This window comes from Streptomyces sp. NPDC048419 (genome assembly GCF_043200415.1).
Lineage (GTDB): Bacteria > Actinomycetota > Actinomycetes > Streptomycetales > Streptomycetaceae > Streptomyces.
In genome coordinates, this window is sequence record NZ_JBICXT010000001.1 from 201084 (window position 1) to 221073 (window position 19990).

The 19990-nt window shown below is 70.9% G+C and carries 15 protein-coding genes and 1 pseudogene; 5 read left to right on the forward strand and 11 right to left on the reverse strand.

The window, feature by feature from the left end; translation table 11 throughout:
• Nucleotides 1-8 precede the first annotated feature (8 nt).
• The 5 genes and pseudogenes from ACGFYN_RS00845 to ACGFYN_RS00865 form a co-directional block, all read right to left on the reverse strand.
• Complete coding sequence (locus ACGFYN_RS00845; protein WP_393863546.1) at nucleotides 9-797, reverse strand: heparin lyase I family protein; 789 nt, start codon at nucleotides 795-797, stop codon at nucleotides 9-11.
• Nucleotides 798-801: 4 nt separating this feature from the next.
• A complete protein-coding gene (locus ACGFYN_RS00850) occupies nucleotides 802-1992 on the reverse strand; it encodes a glycoside hydrolase family 105 protein (RefSeq protein WP_393863547.1) in 1191 nt (396 codons plus the stop codon).
• Nucleotides 1989-2381: an SPASM domain-containing protein gene (locus tag ACGFYN_RS00855; RefSeq protein ID WP_393863548.1), complete on the reverse strand. Its 393-nt coding sequence runs from the start codon at nucleotides 2379-2381 to the stop codon at nucleotides 1989-1991. The genes ACGFYN_RS00850 and ACGFYN_RS00855 overlap by 4 nt, the downstream gene beginning before the upstream one ends.
• A 74-nt stretch (nucleotides 2382-2455) precedes the next feature.
• A pseudogene (locus ACGFYN_RS00860) lies at nucleotides 2456-2897 on the reverse strand (pyrroloquinoline quinone biosynthesis protein C); the annotation flags it as partial.
• A 23-nt stretch (nucleotides 2898-2920) separates the two neighbouring features.
• Nucleotides 2921-3070: a hypothetical protein gene (locus ACGFYN_RS00865; RefSeq protein ID WP_393863549.1), complete on the reverse strand. Its 150-nt coding sequence runs from the start codon at nucleotides 3068-3070 to the stop codon at nucleotides 2921-2923.
• Nucleotides 3071-3372: 302 nt separating this feature from the next.
• Here ACGFYN_RS00865 and ACGFYN_RS00870 point away from each other — a divergent pair, with 302 nt between their 5' ends.
• On the forward strand, nucleotides 3373-4209 hold the full coding sequence (locus tag ACGFYN_RS00870) for an aldo/keto reductase (RefSeq protein WP_393863550.1): 837 nt from the start codon (nucleotides 3373-3375) through the stop codon (nucleotides 4207-4209).
• Nucleotides 4210-4290: 81 nt separating this feature from the next.
• On the opposite strand, the gene ACGFYN_RS00875 is transcribed toward ACGFYN_RS00870, so the two are convergent.
• Nucleotides 4291-4902 carry a hypothetical protein gene (locus ACGFYN_RS00875; protein ID WP_393863551.1) on the reverse strand — a complete coding sequence of 204 codons (612 nt, stop codon included), beginning with the start codon at nucleotides 4900-4902 and terminating at the stop codon, nucleotides 4291-4293.
• 236 nt (nucleotides 4903-5138) lie between these two features.
• Here ACGFYN_RS00875 and ACGFYN_RS00880 point away from each other — a divergent pair, with 236 nt between their 5' ends.
• On the forward strand, nucleotides 5139-5834 hold the full coding sequence (locus ACGFYN_RS00880; RefSeq protein WP_393863552.1) for a glycoside hydrolase family 75 protein: 696 nt from the start codon (nucleotides 5139-5141) through the stop codon (nucleotides 5832-5834).
• 49 nt (nucleotides 5835-5883) lie between these two features.
• Here the strand turns inward: ACGFYN_RS00880 and ACGFYN_RS00885 are convergent, their stop codons facing one another.
• Nucleotides 5884-6588, reverse strand: a complete 705-nt coding sequence (locus ACGFYN_RS00885) for an SDR family oxidoreductase (protein WP_393863553.1) — start codon at nucleotides 6586-6588, stop codon at nucleotides 5884-5886.
• A 59-nt stretch (nucleotides 6589-6647) separates the two neighbouring features.
• Nucleotides 6648-10040 (reverse strand): hypothetical protein, encoded by a 3393-nt coding sequence (locus ACGFYN_RS00890; RefSeq protein ID WP_393863554.1) that lies wholly within the window; start codon nucleotides 10038-10040, stop codon nucleotides 6648-6650.
• 112 nt (nucleotides 10041-10152) lie between these two features.
• Here ACGFYN_RS00890 and ACGFYN_RS00895 point away from each other — a divergent pair, with 112 nt between their 5' ends.
• Nucleotides 10153-11646 carry a glycosyltransferase family 39 protein gene (locus tag ACGFYN_RS00895; protein ID WP_393863555.1) on the forward strand — a complete coding sequence of 498 codons (1494 nt, stop codon included), beginning with the start codon at nucleotides 10153-10155 and terminating at the stop codon, nucleotides 11644-11646.
• Between the two features lie 12 nt (nucleotides 11647-11658).
• Here ACGFYN_RS00895 and ACGFYN_RS00900 read toward each other — a convergent pair whose 3' ends face one another.
• On the reverse strand, nucleotides 11659-12582 hold the full coding sequence (locus ACGFYN_RS00900) for a class I SAM-dependent methyltransferase (RefSeq protein ID WP_393863556.1): 924 nt from the start codon (nucleotides 12580-12582) through the stop codon (nucleotides 11659-11661).
• 137 nt (nucleotides 12583-12719) lie between these two features.
• On the opposite strand from ACGFYN_RS00900, the gene ACGFYN_RS00905 reads away from it, so the two are divergent.
• The gene (locus ACGFYN_RS00905; RefSeq protein ID WP_393863557.1) at nucleotides 12720-13490 is read left to right on the forward strand and encodes a phytanoyl-CoA dioxygenase family protein; all 771 of its coding nucleotides are present in this window, start codon (nucleotides 12720-12722) and stop codon (nucleotides 13488-13490) included.
• Between the two features lie 26 nt (nucleotides 13491-13516).
• Here the strand turns inward: ACGFYN_RS00905 and ACGFYN_RS00910 are convergent, their stop codons facing one another.
• A complete protein-coding gene (locus tag ACGFYN_RS00910; protein ID WP_393863558.1) occupies nucleotides 13517-15247 on the reverse strand; it encodes a glycoside hydrolase family 6 protein in 1731 nt (576 codons plus the stop codon).
• A 28-nt stretch (nucleotides 15248-15275) separates the two neighbouring features.
• Nucleotides 15276-16751, reverse strand: coding sequence for a cellulase family glycosylhydrolase (locus ACGFYN_RS00915; protein WP_393863559.1), 1476 nt, complete (start codon nucleotides 16749-16751; stop codon nucleotides 15276-15278).
• Nucleotides 16752-17026: 275 nt separating this feature from the next.
• On the opposite strand from ACGFYN_RS00915, the gene ACGFYN_RS00920 reads away from it, so the two are divergent.
• The gene (locus tag ACGFYN_RS00920) at nucleotides 17027-19945 is read left to right on the forward strand and encodes a glycoside hydrolase family 48 protein (protein WP_393863560.1); all 2919 of its coding nucleotides are present in this window, start codon (nucleotides 17027-17029) and stop codon (nucleotides 19943-19945) included.
• The last annotated feature ends 45 nt before the right edge of the window (nucleotides 19946-19990 follow it).

The following is a 19990-nucleotide window of genomic DNA, read 5'->3' on the forward strand; positions in this document are numbered from 1 at the left end:
ACGGCTCCTCACACCAGCTGGTAGCCACGGAGATTCGTGAGCAGGAGGTAGGTGTCCTGCAAGGACCCGGAGGTGTCGCCGAGCGAGCGGTAGATGCCCCACTTCGGACGCACACGGTCGGCCAGGAAGGTGTCGACGCCGGTCTTCGACTTGTCGACGACGGTCGTGCCGCCGGACTTGAGGATCCAGCGGACGGAGCCCGCGGAGCCGTTGCCGACCTTGATCTGGAAGTCCACGTCGGTCCACCGGTCGTGCAGGGGGTCGAGGTCGGCGCGGCCGACGAGGGTGCCGTCGACGGGGAGTTGCAGCTCGATGGTCTGCTTGCCGTTCACCCGGCGCAGCGACTGCACGACGATCGGGGACGTGCCGCTGCCGGGCTGCTTCATCTGCATGATGTGGGTGAAGGTGGTGGTCGCTTTGAGCGAGCTCGGGATGTACATCGAGTATGTGAGCCGCCACGTCTGGCCCTGCGTCCACTTGAGGTAGTTGCTGCCGTTGCCGTTGCGCAGGCCGGTGACCTCCTGGCGCTGGCGGTCGGTCGAGGTGTCGCGGTCGACCTTGTGCATGTTGAAGCGCCAGTTGTCGCCGGTGGCGAAGATGTGCGGATGCCCGGCGGGGTGCGAGTCGGCGCGGTCGTCCTCGATGGTCTCGAAGGCGCCGAGGCCGTCACTACTCGCGGACGGGGCCCACTTCTGCTGCCAGGAGGCCGCGTGGGCGGTGGTGGCCGGCAGACCCACCGCCGCTCCCACAGCGCCTCCCAGCGCGGCGCCCAGCAGCGCCCTTCTAGACGTGCTCATGACACTAATCACCTCGCAGCTGTTCGTTCATGATCAGGAAGGCGCCCAGGCCGTGGAAGTCGTTGGTGGCCCGGGTACGGGCGACGTAGTACGCGTAGTCGCCGACGTTGGTGCCGATCGAGATGTCGGCGAGCTCGGTCCGGCCGTCGGAGCCGACCGACAGCTTCGCCAGCACGCCCTGGTAACCGCGACGGGCCACGGCCTTGTAGTGCGGGTCGAGATAGCCCTGCTGGACACCGCGCGAGAGGGCGTAGGTGAACATGCTGGAGCAGGATGTCTCGGTCCAGTCGTCGCTCCGGCCGCCCTTGTCCATCACCTGGAACCAGCGTCCGGTCGCCGGGTCCTGGTACTTCTCCAGACCGGCCGCCAACTTGCGGAAAATGGACAGGAGTTGAGGACGACGGGGCTGACTCGCCGGGATGGCGTCCAGGACGCCCACGACCGCCATCGCGTACCAGCCGACCGCGCGGCACCAGTGCTCGGGTGCGAGCCCGGTCCGCGGGTCGGCCCAACTCGCCTTCCCGGACTCGTCGTAGGCGTGCTTGAGCAGTCCGTTCGCCACCTGGAGGTGGCTGCCGTAGACGGAGAGCTGCTTCGCCGCCTCGTCGTCGGTGTACGCGCCGTCGCCGAACTCCTTGCCGTACTCGACGAGGAACGGGTTCACCATGTAGACGCCGTCCGCCCAGAGCTGGTGCGCGCGGCTGGAGTTGTCCGCGTGCCAGAAGCCGCCGTCGCCGGTGCGCGGGTAGGTGTCGAGGCGGTCGCGGATCTTCCGCGCGGCCTTGCGGTAGCGGTCCTGTCCCGTCTCGTGGTGCAGGATCACCAGCAGCCGTCCGGCCTGCATGCTGTCAAGGCTGTTGAAGGACTGGTCGATGGAGCCGTCGCTCTTCACGAAACGGTCGACGTACTGCTTGATGTAGGTGAGGTAGCGGGCGTCGTGGGTGCGCTCGTACGTGAGGTACTGGCCGTAGAGATAGAGGCCGACGGGGTAGGACCAGCCTCCGATGGTGCTCGGCGTGTAGCGGGCCATGGTGGAGTCGACGACGGCCACGGACCAGTCGGTGGCGGCCGCCGGTCGGTGCGCAACCGCGTTCGTGGCAGCGGCCGTCGGGGGTGCGGCGGCCGGCAGTGCGGCCAGGGTGGCGGTGACGGCGGCGAGGGCCGTCAGTGCCGTCCGCAGGCGTCCCGGTCTCATGTTCCTCCCTCTCGGTGGGCCTCTCGACAGGCCTCTCGGTAGGCGTACGCGGGCTCGTCGCGCGGCCCCTGCACGAGGTCGCGTACGAGGTGGTGGTCGGGGGCCCACCGGCAGGCCGGGTCGGTGCGGGCCGCGTCGTCGGTGAGCGCGTACGCCTGGCAGCGGCAGCCGCCGTGGTCGGTGGTGCGCAGGGCGCAGCCTCGGCAGGGTTCGGGCATCCAGGACTCGCCGCGGTAGGCGTCGAACGCCTTCGGCTCCCGCCAGATCAGGCCGAGTTCGTCGTCGCGCACGTTCGGCGCATCGAGGCCGGGCCGGACGGCCGCGGCCGGGCACGGCAGGGCCGTGCCGTCCAGGGCGAGGGTGAGCGAGCCCGTGCCCCGACCGCTCATGCAGGGCTTCGCGGTCTCCTCCATCCAGTCCGGCGCCACCCACGCCAACTCCGGCGACCCATCGAGGAGTTGACGTCCAGAGCCGGGCGCAGCCGGCAGAAGCTGACGTATCCGTCGACCGCGAGGCGCACGCCGGGCAGCACGAGGGAGCCGTCCCACAACTCGTCCCGGCGCAGCCCCGCCGCCTCGCCGAGCCGCAGCCGGCGCTCGATCCCGCCCTCCCCGTCGGCCGTGCCGTCGTGATCCTGGATGCGGCGCAGCCAGGACCTGCGCAGCTCGGGCCGGTCCAGCTTGGCGAGGATCAGGGCCGTCCTTGACGGGGATGTGGCGCTGGCGGTGGAAACGGTTGGCGCTCCAGCGGCGCAGCTCCTCCCGCCTCAGATCGCCGCTGTGCATGCGCAGGTTGAAGGGATGGCGGTCGTGGTGGCGCTCCACGGCGACGGCGCGCAGCCGCTCGGTGAGACGGGCTCTCGCCCGGGCGGCGGCGCCGTCGGCCCGGAGGGGCGTGACGGTCACGGGTGTGCTCGCCGCGGGGCCGGTCAGCGGTCACCGAGGGCGTAGGCGGTCCCTTCGAGCGCGGTCTCCACGACCGCATGGCCAAGGGTTTGCCAGACCTTTTCATCGGATGTCTCGTTCGGCTCCTCGACGGGCTGTTCCGTCGGAAAGGCGCGCAGAAGCGTCTCGTTCATGGGGGTGTACCTGCTTTCCTGAGAGGTGGGGGATCTCAGATGCCCAGACAGGGCGCAAGGTGTTCACATGCATGCACCGAGTTCACGAACTCGTTCGGTGGCGCGATCCAGAGTTGCGGGAGGACGGGCCGCGGTCAATGGTCCGGACCGAAGACGTCGGATGCATTTCCGGCCAATCTCGGGTACCTGTCACTGACTCATCGGTCAGTTCCGGTGGATTCTCCTGTCAGGAATGCATCACGGCCCGTGATCGTTGACGATGGGGAGTACCACCTGACGACAACCGTAAGGATCAAGAGCTCGTGAGCAGCAAGGTCCCCCCGATCATCCTCAACAACGGCGTCGAGATGCCCCAGCTGGGCTTCGGCGTCTGGCAGGTGCCGGACGACGAGGCCGAGCAGGCGGTCGCCACCGCGCTGGAGGCCGGGTACCGCAGCATCGACACAGCGGCGATCTACGGCAACGAGGAGGGCACCGGCCGGGCGATCGCCGCCGCCGGCGTCCCCCGCAAGGACATCTTCGTCACCACCAAGCTCTGGAACGGCGACCACGGGTACGACTCGACCCTGCGCGCCTTCGACACGTCGCTGCACAAGCTCGGTCTGGAGTACGTCGACCTGTACCTGATCCACTGGCCGACGCCGGCCCGGGACAAGTACGTCGACGCCTACAAGGCGTTCGAGAAGCTGCACGCCGACGGCCGCGTCCGCGCGATCGGTGTCTCCAACTTCGAGCCGGAGCACCTGCGCCGGCTGATCGACGAGACCTCGGTCGTCCCGGCGGTCGACCAGATCGAGCTGCACCCGCACCTTCAGCAGCGTGCCGCCCGCGAGTTCCACGCCGAGCAGGGCATCGCCACCGAGGCCTGGTCGCCGCTCGGCTCGGGCAAGGGCCTGCTGGAGGTTCCGGCGATCGTCGCCATCGCCCAGAAGCACGGTCGTACCCCGGCCCAGGTCGTCCTGCGCTGGCACCTCCAGCTCGGCAACATCGTGATCCCCAAGTCCGTGACGCCGTCGCGGATCAAGGAGAACATCGAGGTCTTCGACTTCAGCCTGGACACCGAGGACCTGGCGGCCATCAGCGCGCTGAACGAGGACCGGCGCCTGGGCCCCGACCCGTCCACCTTCAACGCCGGCTGACACCGGCCCGGACGAGCCTCCGCCCCGCCGCGCGACCTCCGCGCGGCGGGGCGGACGCGGTGTGTGCCGTAGTCTCCCGCTTCACTCGCCCCGTACGTCCGTGAAGACGGTCTCGAATTCCTCCAGCGAGGTCACACGGACACGCGCCTTGGCCGCGCCCTCGTGCCGGAGCGCCGCGTGCGCCCCGCGGGAGGCCGCGAGGGAGGCGCGGTCGGTGAACAGGGCGCCGACCATGCCGCGTCCGCGCTCGCGGTCGACGAGCAGGGACGTCCTGGCCAGCCCGGCGAGGTGCTCGAGAGCGGGGGCCACCGACGCACGGAACGTCTCGGCGAGCAGATCCGCGTCCGCGGGGTCGAAATCCAGCCTGCTGAGGCGCAGGCCGCCGCCCATCTCGGGCCGGCGGACCTGGTGGAAGACCACCGCCTCGTAGTTCTCGACCAGGGTCGTCCCGGCGAACGGCTCCAGCATCGCCCCGCGCCGCTCCCGCATGACCTCGTCGCTGTTGCTCCGGGCCTCCTCGGACGTCCACCAGCTGACCGCCAGCAGCTTGCCGATCGTCCGGTCCACGAAGATGCCCGACCCCCGGTAGCCGGGACGGTCCTCCAGCAGGTCCCGCCCCTGCGCGTTCAGCGCCCTCACGGCGGTGTCGATCTTCGAGGGGTCGCCGGTCGAGTACACGGTCCGGACAAACATGACGCCTCGCCTCCCAGAGTCGGGCGGTATCCGGATGGTGCGACGTCGCCAAGTCTTCTCCTGCTCCCGGGGCGCTGCAATCAGGGTGCGGACCCGTCGCCCTCGCCGGTTCACCCTTCTGACCCCAACGGCCGCTTCACACACCTTCGTTCATGGACTTGACGCGAGCATGCTCCTGGGTCCACCTTGTACGGCAACCCGGTCAGGAAACTTTCCTAACAGAAGGGTCCCCCACAGTGCGCATACGAACACTGACCCTCGCCGCGGCCTCCGGGGCCGCCCTGCTCGCCGCCGGCGTGCTTCCCGCGAACGCCTCCGGCCCCTCGGGACCGGCGTCCACCCAAGAGGGCTCGGTCAGCGCGTCCGACCTGCTCTCCAAGGTGACGTCCTGCTCCCAGATCTCCCACGGCAAGTACAAGACCGACGACGAGACCTCGGCCACGATTCCCGTGTGCGGCAAGAACGGTGCCGTGTTCTGGAAGGCCGACATGGACGTCGACTGCGACGGCCGGCGCACGTCGAAGTGCAACGAGAACACCGACCCCTGGTACCAGGACGACACGGCCTTCCATCAGTCCAACGGCAGCCCGCTGAAGGCGGATTCACTCCCGTACGTCGTCGTGCCCAGCTCCAGCAGCATCTGGAACTACTCCGGCGCCGGCATCAAGGGCGGCGGCGTGGTCGCCGTGATCTACAACAACAAGGTCGAGTACGCCGTGGTCGGCGACACCGGCCCCACGAAGATCATCGGTGAGGCCTCCTACGCCACCGCCAACGCGCTCGGCATCAACCCCGACCCCGAGAACGGCGGCGCCGACTCCGGGGTGACCTACATCCTGTTCAAGAACTCGCAGGTCTCCCCCATCGAGAGCCACAGCGCGGCCGTCACGCTGGGCGACAAGCTGGCCAAGCAGTTCCTGCAGAACAACTAGAGCCGCCCGGGGAGGGCGCAGGGCAGCCCGGCCGGCCTTCGTACGGGGGTCAGTTGGGCTGCCCGATCGGCCGTACGACGACGGTGTTGACGTCCACTCCGGCCGGCTGGCGCAGCGCCCAGACGACGGAGTCCGCGATCTGGGCGGCGGTCAGCAGCTGACCGGGCGGCAGGCTGCCGTCCCAGAACGGGGTCTCCACGCGGCCGGGCGCGATCAGCGTGACACCGATGCCGAACTCCGTCACCTGACGGCGTGTGTTCTCGGCGAGGCCGGTCACCGCCCATTTGGTCGCCCCGTAGAGGTTGCCGGGCGTGTTCACGAACCCGGCGACGCTGCCGACCAGCACGATCCGGCCGCGGGTCTCCTTGAGCGCGTCGACGGAGGCCCTGATGAGCAGCGCCGGGCCGAGGACGTTGGTCAGCACCATCTCGGTCCAGCCCGCCGGGTCGCCGTCCGCCACCGAGTCGTGGGTGGCGAACCCGGCGTTGGCGACGACCGTGTCCAGCCGCCCGTACGCCTTGAGCGTGGCGTCCACCGCCGACTGCACCTCCGCGTACTCGGCCGCGTTGCCTGCGGCCGTCAACAGCCCCTCGGGGTTGCCGAGTTCGTCGGCGAAGGCGCGCAGCCGCTCCTCCCGGCGGCCGGTGACGGCCACCCGCTCCCCCGCATCGAGCAGGTGCCGTGCGACGGCGGCGCCGATGCCGGTGGCCCCGCCGGTGATCAGCGTGACGGGCGATTCGGTGGTCGTGGACATGAGTACCCCCTGCGGTGTCGTCGGACGGAGGGAGTGAATCAGTTGGAGCATTCTCGAAGTCAAGTGCCGCAGGTGTCGCGGTACGGCACGGACGGCAGGTACTGGTGCCACTCGGCCTCGGTAGCGCCGCCTTCGGCCCGCGCGCACACCTCGGCCGCGGCCGCCTTCGGCCTCGACGGGCTGACGCGGTCCGGCAGATGGGGTGTGGCGATGTGCAACTCCCCTTGTCCCGAACCGAATCCGAGCGCGAGAACAGGGCCGTCACCAGCCGGTACGGTCGCTGCGGGCAGCCGGGTCCGGGCGGTCTCCCACACCTGCACGGTTCCGTCGCCGCCGCTCGCCGCGAGCAGCGAGCCGTCGGCGGAGAACGCCAGGGCCGACGTCACCAGCGTGGAGCCGGTCGGCCTGAGGACCGCGATCATCCGCCAGGTGCGGGCGTCCCACAGGGTGAGGCGGCCGACGGAGTCCTCTGCGGCGAGGTAGCGGGAGTCCGGGCTGAAGACACCCGTGCGGAGCAGGTCCTCGCCCTTGACTCCACCCGGACGCCCGCCGCCCGTCGCCACGTCCACCAGAGCGCCCTCGGAGGTCAGCGCGGTGCGGCCGGTGGGGTCGGCCCCGACGGTGCTGTCCCTGTTGACGACCGGGGGCTGTTGGACGGGAACGGTCCGGCCCCGTGTGTCGAAGGCGGCGTGGGCGGCCGCCTTCGCGCGCCAGGCCCGGCCCATGAGCCCGTGCAGCGACACCGTGTGCACGACGCTGGTCCGCCCCTCCTCCAGGTAGCTCAGCACGTCCGCCTCCGGGTCCAGCCGGAAGTCACCGACCGACCGGGCCGGCACCGCATAGGTCAGCAGCGGTGCGCGCGGGCTGTCGTCCACGGGGTCCGGGAGATCCGTACGCCACAGGGAGACGGAGCCGGGGGTCCAGGCCAGGGCGTACGGGCCATGGAAGACCACGTCGTTCGCGCCGTCGCCGACGGGGAGCCGCGGGCGCTCGCCGCCGGTGCGGAAGTTCCAGGTCACGACGCCCACGGAGGTGGCCGCGGCGACGGCGTCGCCGTCGGGGGTGAAGTAGACCTCCTCGCCCTGGCACAGCAGCCGTTCGGTGGAGCGGGGCGGACGGGTGGCGACCAGGCGGCCCGCCGCGAGGTCGAGGACGCGCAGCCGGGTGTCGTCCCGCCCGCACCAGGCGAGGTGACGTCCGTCCGGGCTCGGCAGGGGCAGCGGGCCGTCGTCCTCGCCGCGGTCGTAGCGATGGCGGACGCGCTGCTTGGCGACGTCCCACAGCTCCAGGATCATCCGGTCGCTGTCGTGGTCGTGTGCCTGGCGGCCGGCCAGGTAGGTGTGCCCGCCGGGCCCGAACCGGCCGCCGGAGTCCGCCCGTTCACCGGTCGCCAGCCGCCGCACGCTGCCGTCGGCGAGTCCGCGGATGAGCGTGTCGCTCCCGCCTGGGGCCTGCTGGGCGACGTACCGGCCGTCGCTGCTGACGTCGACCACGCCCTCCGACAGACCCGGGACACGCACGGAACGGATCTGCCGGTGCGAGCGCACGTCCCACTGCACGGCGCGGTCGTGCGCGACCTTGGTCAGCACCCGGCCGTCGGTGCTGAGCCAGGACGGCGCGTTGAGTGCACGGCCGCCCTCCTCGGGCTGGGTGAACGTGTCCTGCTCGCTCTGCGCGGCGGCGGTACGCAGCGCCGACCGCGTCTCCGGCAGGTCGGCGGTCCGCCAGGCGGCGAGGGCGAGCCGCATCGCGGTGCGCGGCTGCGACGGACGCAGGGTGTCCGCCAGCGCGGCGACCCGGCGGGCCTCGGACGCGTCACGCTGGCGCGCGTTGACCGCGCCCTGCCGCCAGGCGGCCGCCCCCGCGACGACGGCCAGGCACAGCAGCACGGCGAGCGCACCGGTGAGGGCGCGCAGCCGTCGTGCCGCCCGGGCCGCGGCTCGTCGGCCCTGCTCGTGAGCGGCCAGGGCGGCGGTCAGGAAGTCGCGCTCGACGCGGTTCAACTCACCTCCATCAGCTGTCAGTTCGCACTCGAAAGCCCCCAGTGCCTCCGTCAGCCGTATGCCCCGGTACAGCGCGCCCGGGTCGCGGCCCAGCTCCTCCCAGGCCAGGGCCGCGTCGGTGAGGCGCCGGTGCAGACGCAGGCGTGCGCGGTCCTCGTCGATCCAGGTGCGCAGACGCGGCCACGCGCCGAGAAGGGCCTCGTGGGCGAGGTCGACCGTGTCGCCGTCGACGGTCAACAGACGGTCCCGGACCAGGCGTTCGAGGACCCGGCCGGTGGTGGCGTCGGCGTCGAGCTCCGCGCGGCCGACGGGGCGGCGGGTGTCCTCGGTGCCGTCGCCGGGGTTGACCAGGCGGAGCAGCAGGGCGCGGACCGCGGCGGCTTCGCCGGGGGTGCACCGGGCGTAGGCGGCCTCCGCCGTGTGCGCGACGGCGCCCCGGATGCCGCCGACGGCCTCGTACGCGGCGAGGGTGAGCGTCTTGCCGGTGCGCCGCCGCCAGACCTCGCGCAGGGCGTGGGCCATCAGCGGAAGCCCGCCCGGTTCGCCGGCGACGTCCGCGACGATCCGGGAGGTCAGCGCGCGTTCGACGACGAGCCGTCGCGCGGCGGCCGGCCGGACCACCGCCTCACGCAGGCTCCGCGGCGGCATCGGCCCGACCAGCAGCGTGGCGTCCCTCAACGCCTCGGCCAGCGGCCCGTGTTCGGCACAGCGGCCGTAGAAGTCGGCGCGTACGGCGATCAGGACACGCAGCCGGGACGCGGGCCGGGTGGCGGTGAGCAACCGGTCCAGGAAGCGGGCGCGTTCGGCCGGATCGGTGCAGAGCGTGAAGACCTCTTCGAACTGGTCGACGACGAGGAGGGTGTCGCCGGGCGCCGAGTGGGGCGTGAAGAGGGCTTCGTGGGTGCGGGCGGGGTGCGGGCCCGGGGTGAGGAGACGGATGGCGGACGGGCGTAGGACCGTGTCGGGGCTCTGTCTCAGGGCGGGTATCAGCCCCGCCCGCAACAGCGACGACTTCCCGCTCCCGGAGGCGCCCACCGCCGCCGCGAACCTCGCGCGGCCCGTCAGCGCCAGGAGCTCGGCCGTCAGGTCGTCGCGGCCGTGGAAGTGCTCACCGTCGCCGGGCTCGAAGCGGGCGAGTCCCGGGTACGGGCTGTCGCCCGCGTCCTCGGCGATCCGGGACCCGGCACTCTCGGCTGCGGCTTCGCGCAGGCGCTCCGCCCATTCCTCGGGGTCGCCGCCGCACACCGTGACGTAGGCCGTGAGGACCGGCGGGCTGGGCAGCCGTTCGCCGGCCGCGGCGGCGGCCAGGGTGGGCGCCGAGTAGCCGGCGCGGCGGGCCATGTCGCGGTAGGTCGGCGTGCCCGCCTCGCCGCGCAGTTTGCGCAGTTCGTGCGCGAACCGCTGCACCGCTCCCGCACCCGGATCCAAGGGTTTCTCGCGGCGCCCCATGCGCATCTCCCCCGTCGCTCTCGGCCCTCGCCCACGCCGGCAAGCCCCCGTCGGATTGTTGGGCGGCCCGGATCGGGGCTGCCCAACAATGCCCTGGCCTCTGGACTCGTCGGTGCACACCCATCACGACGCACCGGAGCCGACCATCGTTGCCCTCGCCCAAGCAACCCGCCGAGCCCTTCCGCCGACGCGCCCGGCAGACACGCCCGCCGCCTCGCCGGCCCGCACCGTTCTCCTGCCCGCGCTCCTCTCCCTGGCTCTCGGGCTGTGGGGCGTACGGCGCGCAGGCAGCATGTGGCGGGACGAGGCGGTGACGTACGACATGGCGCGGCGGCCGCTCCCGGACCTGTGGGCGACGCTGGGCCATGCGGACGCCGTGCACGGCCTCTACTACCTGCTGCTGCACGGCCTGTTCGGAATCTGCGGCGGCCTGGACCCGCTGCTCGTGCTCCGGCTGCCCTCGGTGCTGGCGACGGCCGCGGCGACCGGGACGCTGGCGCTGCTGGCACACCGCCTGGCGGGCCCGCGCGCCGCCCTGCCGGCCGGGATCGTCTTCGCGTGGCTGCCTCCCGTACAGCGCTACGCGCAGGAGGGACGCTCGTACGCGCTGGTGTGCGCGCTCGTCGTGTGGGCGACGTACCTGCTCGTGCGCGCGGTCCGCCTGCGTTCCCGCCGGGCCTGGACCGCCTACGGCGCCGTGGCACTGACGGCATGTCTGCTGCACGAGTTCGCCGTCCTGGCGCTCGTGGCACATGTCGTCGCCCTGCCGGGACGGGCCCGCCGCACCGGGGTGCGGGTACTGACCGCGGTCTGCGCCTGTCTGGCCCCGCTCGCGGCGCTCAGCATGGGCCAGTCCGACCAGGTGGCATGGATCGGCGGGGCGGGCGCCGGCGCGTCGGCGGGCTTCGGCGCAGTGGCCGCGCTGGGCATCGCGTGCGCGGCGCTGCTCCGGCGCTCGGGCAGCCGGGACCTGCCCGCCGTGGCGCTGCCCCTCCTCGTGCTGCCCCCGCTGCTGCTTCTGCTGCTGTCCCTGGCCAAGCCGCTCTACGTGGACCGCTACGTCCTCTACGCCCAGGCCGGAACGGCACTGCTGCTGGGCACGGCTCTCGACCGGCTGCTGCTCGCGGGCGGCCGCATACGCACTACGGCACTGCTGGCCGTGGGGGCGTCCCTGCTCGCCCTGCTGCCGGTGACGTTCACCCTGCGCACGCCGCCCAGCCGCACCGACGACGTCACCGCCGTCGCCGCCGCCGTCCGTGCGGCGGGCCAGGACGCTGACGGCATCCTCTACCTGCCGTCCCGCCGCCGAGTGTGGTCACTCCCCGACCCGGCACCCTTCCGCACCCTCGACGACCTGGCCCTGGACCGCACCCCGTCCGCCTCCCACACCCTCTACGGCACGGAGGTCCCGGCCTCGGTGATCCGCGCCCGCGTCCTCGCCTCCCGGCGCGTCGTGGCCCTGCGCGACCCGGCAGGCCGGCCCGTGGACCGGACACCGCGGGAGATCGCCAAGCGGCGGGTGCTGGCCCGGCACTTCGTGGAGTGTGCGACCCGGAACGTACTGGGCGCACGGGTCACGGTGTACGCGCGTCCGGGGCGCTGCTGAACGCCCGCTCCCTCACATCGCATGGACCGCCGTGTGCACCGTGTGCGCCGCCAGCACGAACACGTCCGGGCGGTGGTGGACGCTCGCCTTGTCGTCGGGGTCGAGGAGCCGGTCGAGTGTGGCGCGGTCGGTGGCGTCGAGGTGGTCCCCGAAGCCGTCGCGGAGGCGGCCGAGGGTGTCGGCGACGTAGGCGCGCGCCCGGTCCCTGGCCGGGGCGGGCAGGTCGAGCATGAAGGTGCGGGTGCCGGTGGCCCTGAGGCCCGCGGCGGTCATCAGGGCGGGCCAGTCCTCGGCCTCGGCGACCGAGCCGGGCAGGCTCGCGCGCATCTCGGCGAACCACTCCTCCTCCAGTACGTCGAGGCGTGCCTGCAGGCCGGGGCGGCCGATGCCGATGTCGCGCGGCAGGAAGCGCGCGGGCAGTCCGCCCTCCAGGATCGCCAGTGTGCCGCCGGGCGCGAGCCGGTCGGCGAAGGCGGCGAGGGCGGCCCGCTGGTCGCCGAGGTGGTGCAGGCTGCGACTGGCCCACAGCAGATCGACCGGGTAGTCCAACTGGTCCAGCACGCCCGGGAGTTCACCCGTGACCGTGCCGAAGCGGTCCCCGAAGCCGAGCCGGTCGGCCCGTGCGCGGGCCCGTTCGAGGAGCGGCTCGGAGCCGTCCACCGCGACGACCCGCGCCCCCGGGAACGCCTCGGCGAGCAGACACGCAACGACGCCCGGCCCGCTGCCCGCGTCGACGATCAGCCCCGGCTCGGTCTGCTTGTCGGTGAGCCAGCTCATGGCCCGCTCGTACAGGGGCGCGAACAGCTCCGCCTGTGACTCCAGCAGCGGGGCCATCTCGGCCCAGTCGATGTCGGTGTGGTCGTGGTGATGTCCCCCGTGGGCGCCGTACCCCCCGGGATGTCCGTCGTTCTGTCCGTCGTGGTGTCCGTGCGCCATGGTGGCCAGCCTCTCGTCCGGGTCCGGCCAGGGTGCGCCGACGCACCCCGCATCGGCAAGCACTGTTGCCGCCACGGCAAAAAGTGGCGCCGGAAAATGGGATGCACGACGCCGGACGCGTCGCCGACGATGGCCCGATGGACGACACCCTGGTGCAGGCCTTCCTCGAGGACGGCTTCGCGAAGATCGAGGGGGCCTTCCCACCGCGTGTCGCGGAGAGCTGCGCCCGGCTGCTGTGGCAGGAGACGGGCTACGACCCGGACGACCCCGCCGGCTGGAAGGACCCCGTGGTGTGGGTGGCCGGGATGGCGCAGGGCCCGTTCGCCGCCGCCGCCAACTCCCCCGTCCTGCATGAGGCGTTCGACCTGCTGGTGGGCGAGCGCCGCTGGGAGCCGCGCTACTCGCTGGGCAGCTTCCCGCTCCGGTTCCCGCACGAGGAGGAGCCCGCCGACGCTGGCTGGCACATCGAGGGGAGCTATCTCCCCGAGGGTGCGACGCTCTGGCACACCAACCTCCGCTCGCGGGAGCGCGCCCTGCTGATGCTCTTCCTGTTCAGCGAGGTCACCGAGGCGGACGCGCCCACCCGCATCCGGGTCGGCTCGCACCTCGACGTGCCGAAGGTCCTCGAGCCGTACGGCGAGGAGGGCGCCTCCTTCATCGAGCTCGGCCCGAAGGTCGCGGCGGCCTCCGCGGACCGGCCCGTCGCCCTCGCCACCGGCCGCCCCGGGGACGTCTACCTCTGCCATCCCTTCCTGGTCCACGCCGCCCAGCCGCACCACGGTGTCCGCCCCCGCTTCATGGCCCAGCCGCCGCTGATGCCGGCGGTTCCCTACGAGCTGGAACGTGCCGACGGCGACTACTCGGCGGTGGAGTTCGCGATCCGCCGGGGCCTGACCCAGGAGGCCTGACCCCGGCGGACCGTCACATCACCGCGTCAGCCCAGAGGCGGGTACGCGTTCTGCATCAGCTGCTGGAACTGCGCCGAGAACCAGTGCCCGGACAGCGGGGCGTTCGGCAGTGCGCCCGACATGTTGTTGCCGTTGCGGGCGTTGCCCGTGTACGTCGGGTCACACATCCGGTCGAAGCCCTTGCCCTCGTCGTTCGCGATGGCGGTGCTGGAGCCGTCGGACTCACCCGGCGGCTTCATCCACACGTAGGCGTCGATCCCGGCGGCGGGAGCCGCCTGCGGGCGCTCGCCGAGGCCGGCTCCGGACTGGTTGCACCAGTTGCCGATGTGGATCCGGCGGTCGTAGCGGCCGCCGTCGACATAGGTGTCCACACTGGTCGTGGCGCCGGGTCCGGTGGGCCGGGCGCTGCCGCCCCAGCCGTTCCTGGAGGTGTCGATCAGCATGCCGATGGTGGAGTTGAAGCCGGCCGAGACCAGCTGGCTGCGGAAGGCCTGCGCGTACGACTGCTCGTCGACGTACCGGTTCCAGTCGACCCACTTCGACTGGCGCACGGACGTACCGCCCACGGTGTCGTTGACGGTGAAGTTGTTCTCCTTCAGGGCGCTGTAGTTCGCCGTGTTGGTGATGAAGCCCTGGACGTCGTCGACGGTCGCGCCCTCACTGGTGGCCGCCTGGTGGAACAGGGTGGCCGAGGGGGCGAAGTTGTCGTCCCAGCCGAGCCAGCCGTGGTGGCCTGCGTCGATGTAGTTGTAGACGTTGGGGATCGCGCCGAGCTTGGCGAGCGCGTAGCCGACGCCCTTCACGTAGTTGCCGTTGGCGAGCATCGTGTCGCACTGCGGGGTCGCCGTCGCCCGGCTGCCGGTGTTGGTGACGAGGTTGGGCAGCGAGTCGATCTCGATGGTGGTGACGATCCGCAGCGAGCTGTACTTGCTGTCGGACAGGATCGCCGCGATCGGGTCGATGAACTGCGACTTGTACTTGTCGATGTCCGTCGGGCCGAGCTCGCCGTTGGAGGCGAGGGCCGCGCAGTCACGTCCGGGCAGGTCGTAGATCACCAGCTGGACGACCTCCTCGTTGCTGCCCTTCTGCTGCAGCGCCGCGTCGAGGTGGTCGCGCAGGCCCATGCCGCCGCCCACGCCGTCGATCGCGGCGATGCGGTCGAGCCAGACGCCGGTGGGCTGGTTGGAGACGCGACTGCCGCCCGGTTCGGCGGCGGCCTTCGCGGACCATTCGGGGTTCACGTACACCTTGGCGCCGCTGTAGGGGTTGTCGACCTTGGCGCCCGGCCCTGTCGGGTCGGTCGGATCGGTCGGGTCCGTGGGATCGGTCGGGTCGGTCGGGTCGACGTTGCAGGTCACGCCGTCGAGCGTGAAGGTGGCCGGTACCGCGTTGGTGCCGCTGTAGGTGCCGTTGAAGCCGAAGCTGACCGAACCGCCCGCGCCCAGTGTGGCGTTGTAGGTCTCGTTGGCCGCGGTGACGGCGGTGCCGCTCTGGGTGATCTTCGCGTTCCAGCCGCCGGTGACCTTCTGGTTTCCGGCGTACGACCACTTCACCGCCCAACTGCTCTTGGCGGCACTGTTGTTGGTGACGGTCACGGCGGCGGTGAAGCCGGTGTCCCACTGGTTCTGCACCTTGTAGTCCACCGTGCAGGGCACGGCGGCGAGCGCGGTGTCGGAGGGGACGACGGCCACCGCGGTGCCGGCGGACGCGGCGATCAGCGCCAGGGCGGCGAGTAACGCTGTTCTGGTACGACTCATGAGTGCGGGTTTCCTGTCCTGTAGAGGATCATCCGTTCAGGGCACGCAGGTGGTCGCGCAGCCCGATGCCGTACGACGTGGGAGTGCCGTCGTAACCGGAGATGAGCGAGGGACCGGCGGAGCAGTCCCAGGTGTTCCAGGTCCAGCCGAGGTAGGAGAGCCCCCGGTCGTCGAACCACTTCATGACCTGGTCGACGAAGGAGTGCGAGCAGGTGTTCTCACCGATCTCCCCGGCCACCAGCGGCACTTGGGCCGCGACGGGGGCGAGGGTGGACTTCCAGCAGCTCTCGTTCGAGCAGGTGTTGAAGTTGTAGACGTGGTAGGCGGCGACCAGATTGCCCGTCGGATCGCTGGGCCGGTACGTCAGCCACTGGCTCAGGTCGTTCGAGTACGCGAGACCACCGGCCATCACGACGTTCTTCGCGCCGGTGCCGCGCACCGCGTCGACGATGTCCTGCATTCCGGCCACCTCGTAACCGATGCCGGGACAGGTGCCGCCGTCCTTCCAGCACTTCCAGGCGTCGGTGGTGCTCGACGTCGCCCGGTCCGGGTACGGCTCGTTGAACAGGTCGAACACGACCGCCTGGTCGGCCTTGAAGGTGTTCGCCACCGACGACCAGAACGACGGCGTGTACTGCGCGTCCGGCATCGGCTTCTGGCAGGTGGCGTGCACGTCGGAGCAGCCCGCCGAGTTGCCGGTGTACTGCCCTTGGGTCCAGTGCAGTTCGACGATCGGCGTCATGCCATGAGCCTCGACCCGGGCCACCAGGTCCTGCACCGCGTCGACGTAGGCGGCACCGCCGTACTGCGACTGGATGCCGGAAAGACCCAGCCAGCACTCCTCGTTGAGCGGAATGCGGACCACGTTCGCCTTCCAGTCGGCGATCGCCTGGATCGCGGCGTCGTCGACCGGCCCGTCGAAGATGCCACGGCCCTGTACGCACATGAACTCGCCGCCGGAGCGGTTGACGCCGAGCAGCCGGCGCGTGGCACCAGCGGCGCCCACGAGCCTGTTGCCCACGACGTGCAGGGCGGGTGCCGCGCCGCTCGCGGGCGGATCGGTGGGCGGCGGCGTCGGCTCCGAATCCACGTTGCACGTCGTCCCGTTGAGCCTGAACGACGTCGGTACGGCGTTGCTCCCCGACCCCGGCCGGGAGGCGAGGAACCCGGCGCTGACGCTCGCGCCGGTGGCGAGCGAGCCGTTGTAGCTCTCGTTCGCCGCGGTCACCGCGGTCCCGGACTGGGACCATTTGGCGTTCCAGCCCTGGGTGATCTTCTGGCCGCCTCCGAAGTCGAAGCTCAGGCTCCAACTGCTCATGGCCGCGGTGTTGTTGGTGATTTTGACGGCGGCCTGGAAGCCGGTGTCCCACTGGCCGGTGACGGAGTACTCCACCGAGCAGGCGGGCGCGGCTCCCTGCGCCGTGACGACCGGAATGGTCATGGACCCGACAAGTCCGACCGCTCCGGCGACGGCTAAAAGTACTGAACGCGGGGGGTGTCGCATGAGCGACTCCTTGCAGCTCGGGCGCGCCGTGACGGACGCGTCGACTGATGGAATCGCTCCCACTGGTGCCACTGAAGCTAGCGCCAAGTGACGGCAAAGGACAGGGGAGTTACGAAAGTTCGCTGACTTTCGCCCAACTCATCGGTGTCGAATCTTTTCGACTCTTCAAGCACCTTGACCGCTCCCGCCCCCTTCCCCACTATGGGAGCGCTCCCACTGGTTCAAGGCTTGTTGCTCCGCCCCCACTTCTCCGAGCCGCAAGGAGGAACCAGCACATGCACCCCAGAATGAGACGCAGAGCCGTGCGGCGGCTCTGGACCGCGATCGTCGCGGCCCTGGCGCTTCCGCTCACCATGCTGAGCAGTGGCACGACTCCCGCCCACGCGGCGGCACTTCAGTGCAGTGTCGACTACAAGACGAACGACTGGGGCTCCGGCTTCACCGCGGACCTGACCCTCACCAACCGCGGCACCGACGCGATCGACGGCTGGACGCTGACGTACGCCTACAGCGGCAGCCAGAAGCTCACCAACGGCTGGAACGGCACCTGGTCCCAGTCCGGGCAGTCGATCAGCGTGAAGGACGCTAGCTACAACGCGAAGATCGCCGCGGGCGCCGCCGTCTCCACCGGTGCGCAGTTCACCTACAGCGGCACCAACACGGCCCCGACCGGATTCGCGGTCAACGGCACCACCTGCGCCGGCGCGCACCAGCCGCCGGTCACCGTGCTGACCAGCCCCACCTCGGGCGCGGTCTACTCGCAGGGCGAGGCGGTGCCGCTCGCGGCCACGGCCGCGGCGGCCGACAACGCCACCGTCAGCAAGGTCGAGTTCTACGACGACACGACCCTGCTGGGCACGGACACCAGCGCGCCCTACACGTTTTCGGCCACTGGCTTGACCGTGGGCAGTCATTCGCTGGTGGCGAAGGCGTACGACAGCCTCGGCGCGTCGGCGGACTCGACACCCGTCGGAATCACGGTCGCCTCGGGCCCCGCGGTGGTCGCCTCTCCCACTCAACTGGGCGTCCAGCAGGGCAAGTCGGGCACGTACGCGGTGAAGCTGTCGACGCAGCCTTCGTCGAACGTGACCGTCACGACGGCCCGCGCGAGCGGCACCGGCGGTCTGTCGGTCACCGGCGGCGCGACGCTCACCTTCACGCCCGCCAACTGGAGCACCGCGCAGACGGTGACCGTCACCGCGGACTCCTCCGGCACCGGCTCGGCATCCTTCGAGTCGACGGCGACGGGCCACAGCAAGGCCACCGTCACCGTGACCGAGCTGGCGGCCTCGAAGGCGTACGACGCCCGCTTCCTGGACCTGTACGGGAAGATCACCAACCCGGCGAACGGCTACTTCTCGCCCGAGGGCATCCCCTACCACTCGGTCGAGACTTTGATCGTCGAGGCCCCGGACCAGGGCCACGAGACCACGTCGGAGGCCTACAGCTACCTTCTCTGGCTGCAGGCGATGTACGGCAAGGTCACCGGTGACTGGTCCAAGTTCAACGGCGCGTGGTCGCTCATGGAGAAGTACATGATCCCGACCCACGCCGACCAGCCGACCAACTCCTTCTACAACGCCTCGAAGCCGGCCACGTACGCACCCGAGCTCGACACCCCGAACGAGTACCCGGCGAAGCTCGACACGTCGGTCTCGGTCGGTTCCGACCCGATCGCCGGCGAGCTGAAGAGCGCGTACGGCACGGACGACGTGTACGGCATGCACTGGCTGCAGGACGTCGACAACGTCTACGGCTACGGCGACACCCCCGGCGGCACCTGCGAGGGCGGACCCACGTCGCAGGGACCGTCGTACCTCAACACCTTCCAGCGCGGTGCGCAGGAGTCGGTGTGGGAGACGGTGCCTCAGCCGACCTGTGACGCCTTCAAGTACGGGGGGACGAACGGGTACTTGGACCTGTTCACGGGTGACTCGTCGTACGCGAAGCAGTGGAAGTACACGGACGCCCCGGACGCCGACGCGCGTGCGGTGCAGGCCGCGTACTGGGCCGACGTATGGGCCAAGCAGCAGGGCAAGGGCAGTGACGTCTCCGCGACCGTCGGCAAGGCCGCGAAGATGGGCGACTACCTGCGCTACGCCATGTACGACAAGTACTTCAAGAAGATCGGCAACTGCGTCGGGCCGTCCACCTGCGCGGCGGGCACCGGCAAGGACGCCTCGGACTACCTGCTGTCCTGGTACTACGCCTGGGGAGGCGCGACCGACACCAGCGCGGGCTGGGCCTGGCGGATCGGCTCCAGCCATGTCCACGGCGGGTACCAGAACCCGCTCGCCGCGTACGCGCTGAGCTCGTACGCCGATCTGAAGCCCAAGTCCTCGACCGGAGCGGCGGATTGGAGCACCTCGCTCACCCGGCAGCTGGAGTTCTACCGCTGGCTGCAGTCCGACGAGGGCGCCATCGCGGGCGGTGCGACCAACAGCTGGGCGGGCCGATACGCGACCCCGCCGGCCGGCACGCCCACCTTCTACGGCATGTACTACGACCAGCAGCCCGTCTACCACGACCCGCCGTCCAACCAGTGGTTCGGCTTCCAGGCGTGGTCGATGGAGCGGGTCGCCGAGTACTACCAGCAGACGGGGAACGCGCAGGCCAAGGCGGTCCTCGACAAATGGGTCGACTGGGCGCTGTCCAAGACCACGATCAACCCGGACGGCACGTATCTGATCCCCTCGACGCTCCAGTGGTCGGGCCGGCCCGACACCTGGAACGCGTCAAGTCCCGGCCCCAACAGCGGACTTCACGTCACGGTGGCCGACTACACCAACGACGTCGGTGTGGCCGCCGCGTACGCCAAGACCCTGACGTACTACGGCGCCAAGTCCGGTGACACGGAGGCGAAGACGACCGCCAAGGCGCTGCTGGACGGCATGTGGGACCACTACCAGGACGGCCTTGGAGTCGCCGTCCCGGAGACCCGCGCCGACTACAACCGCTTCGACGACGGCGTGTACGTTCCGAGCGGTTTCAGCGGCAAGATGCCGAACGGCGACGCGATCAACTCCTCGTCGACCTTCGCCTCGCTCAGGTCCTTCTACAAGAACGACCCGGCCTGGTCGAAGATCCAGGCGTATCTCGCGGGCGGGGCGGCGCCCTCGTTCACGTATCACCGGTTCTGGGCCCAGGCGGACATCGCCCTGGCCATGGGCTCGTACGCGGAGCTTCTCGAATAGCCCCGTCGACGCTCCGCGTACACGGTCCTGACACCTGACGTCGGG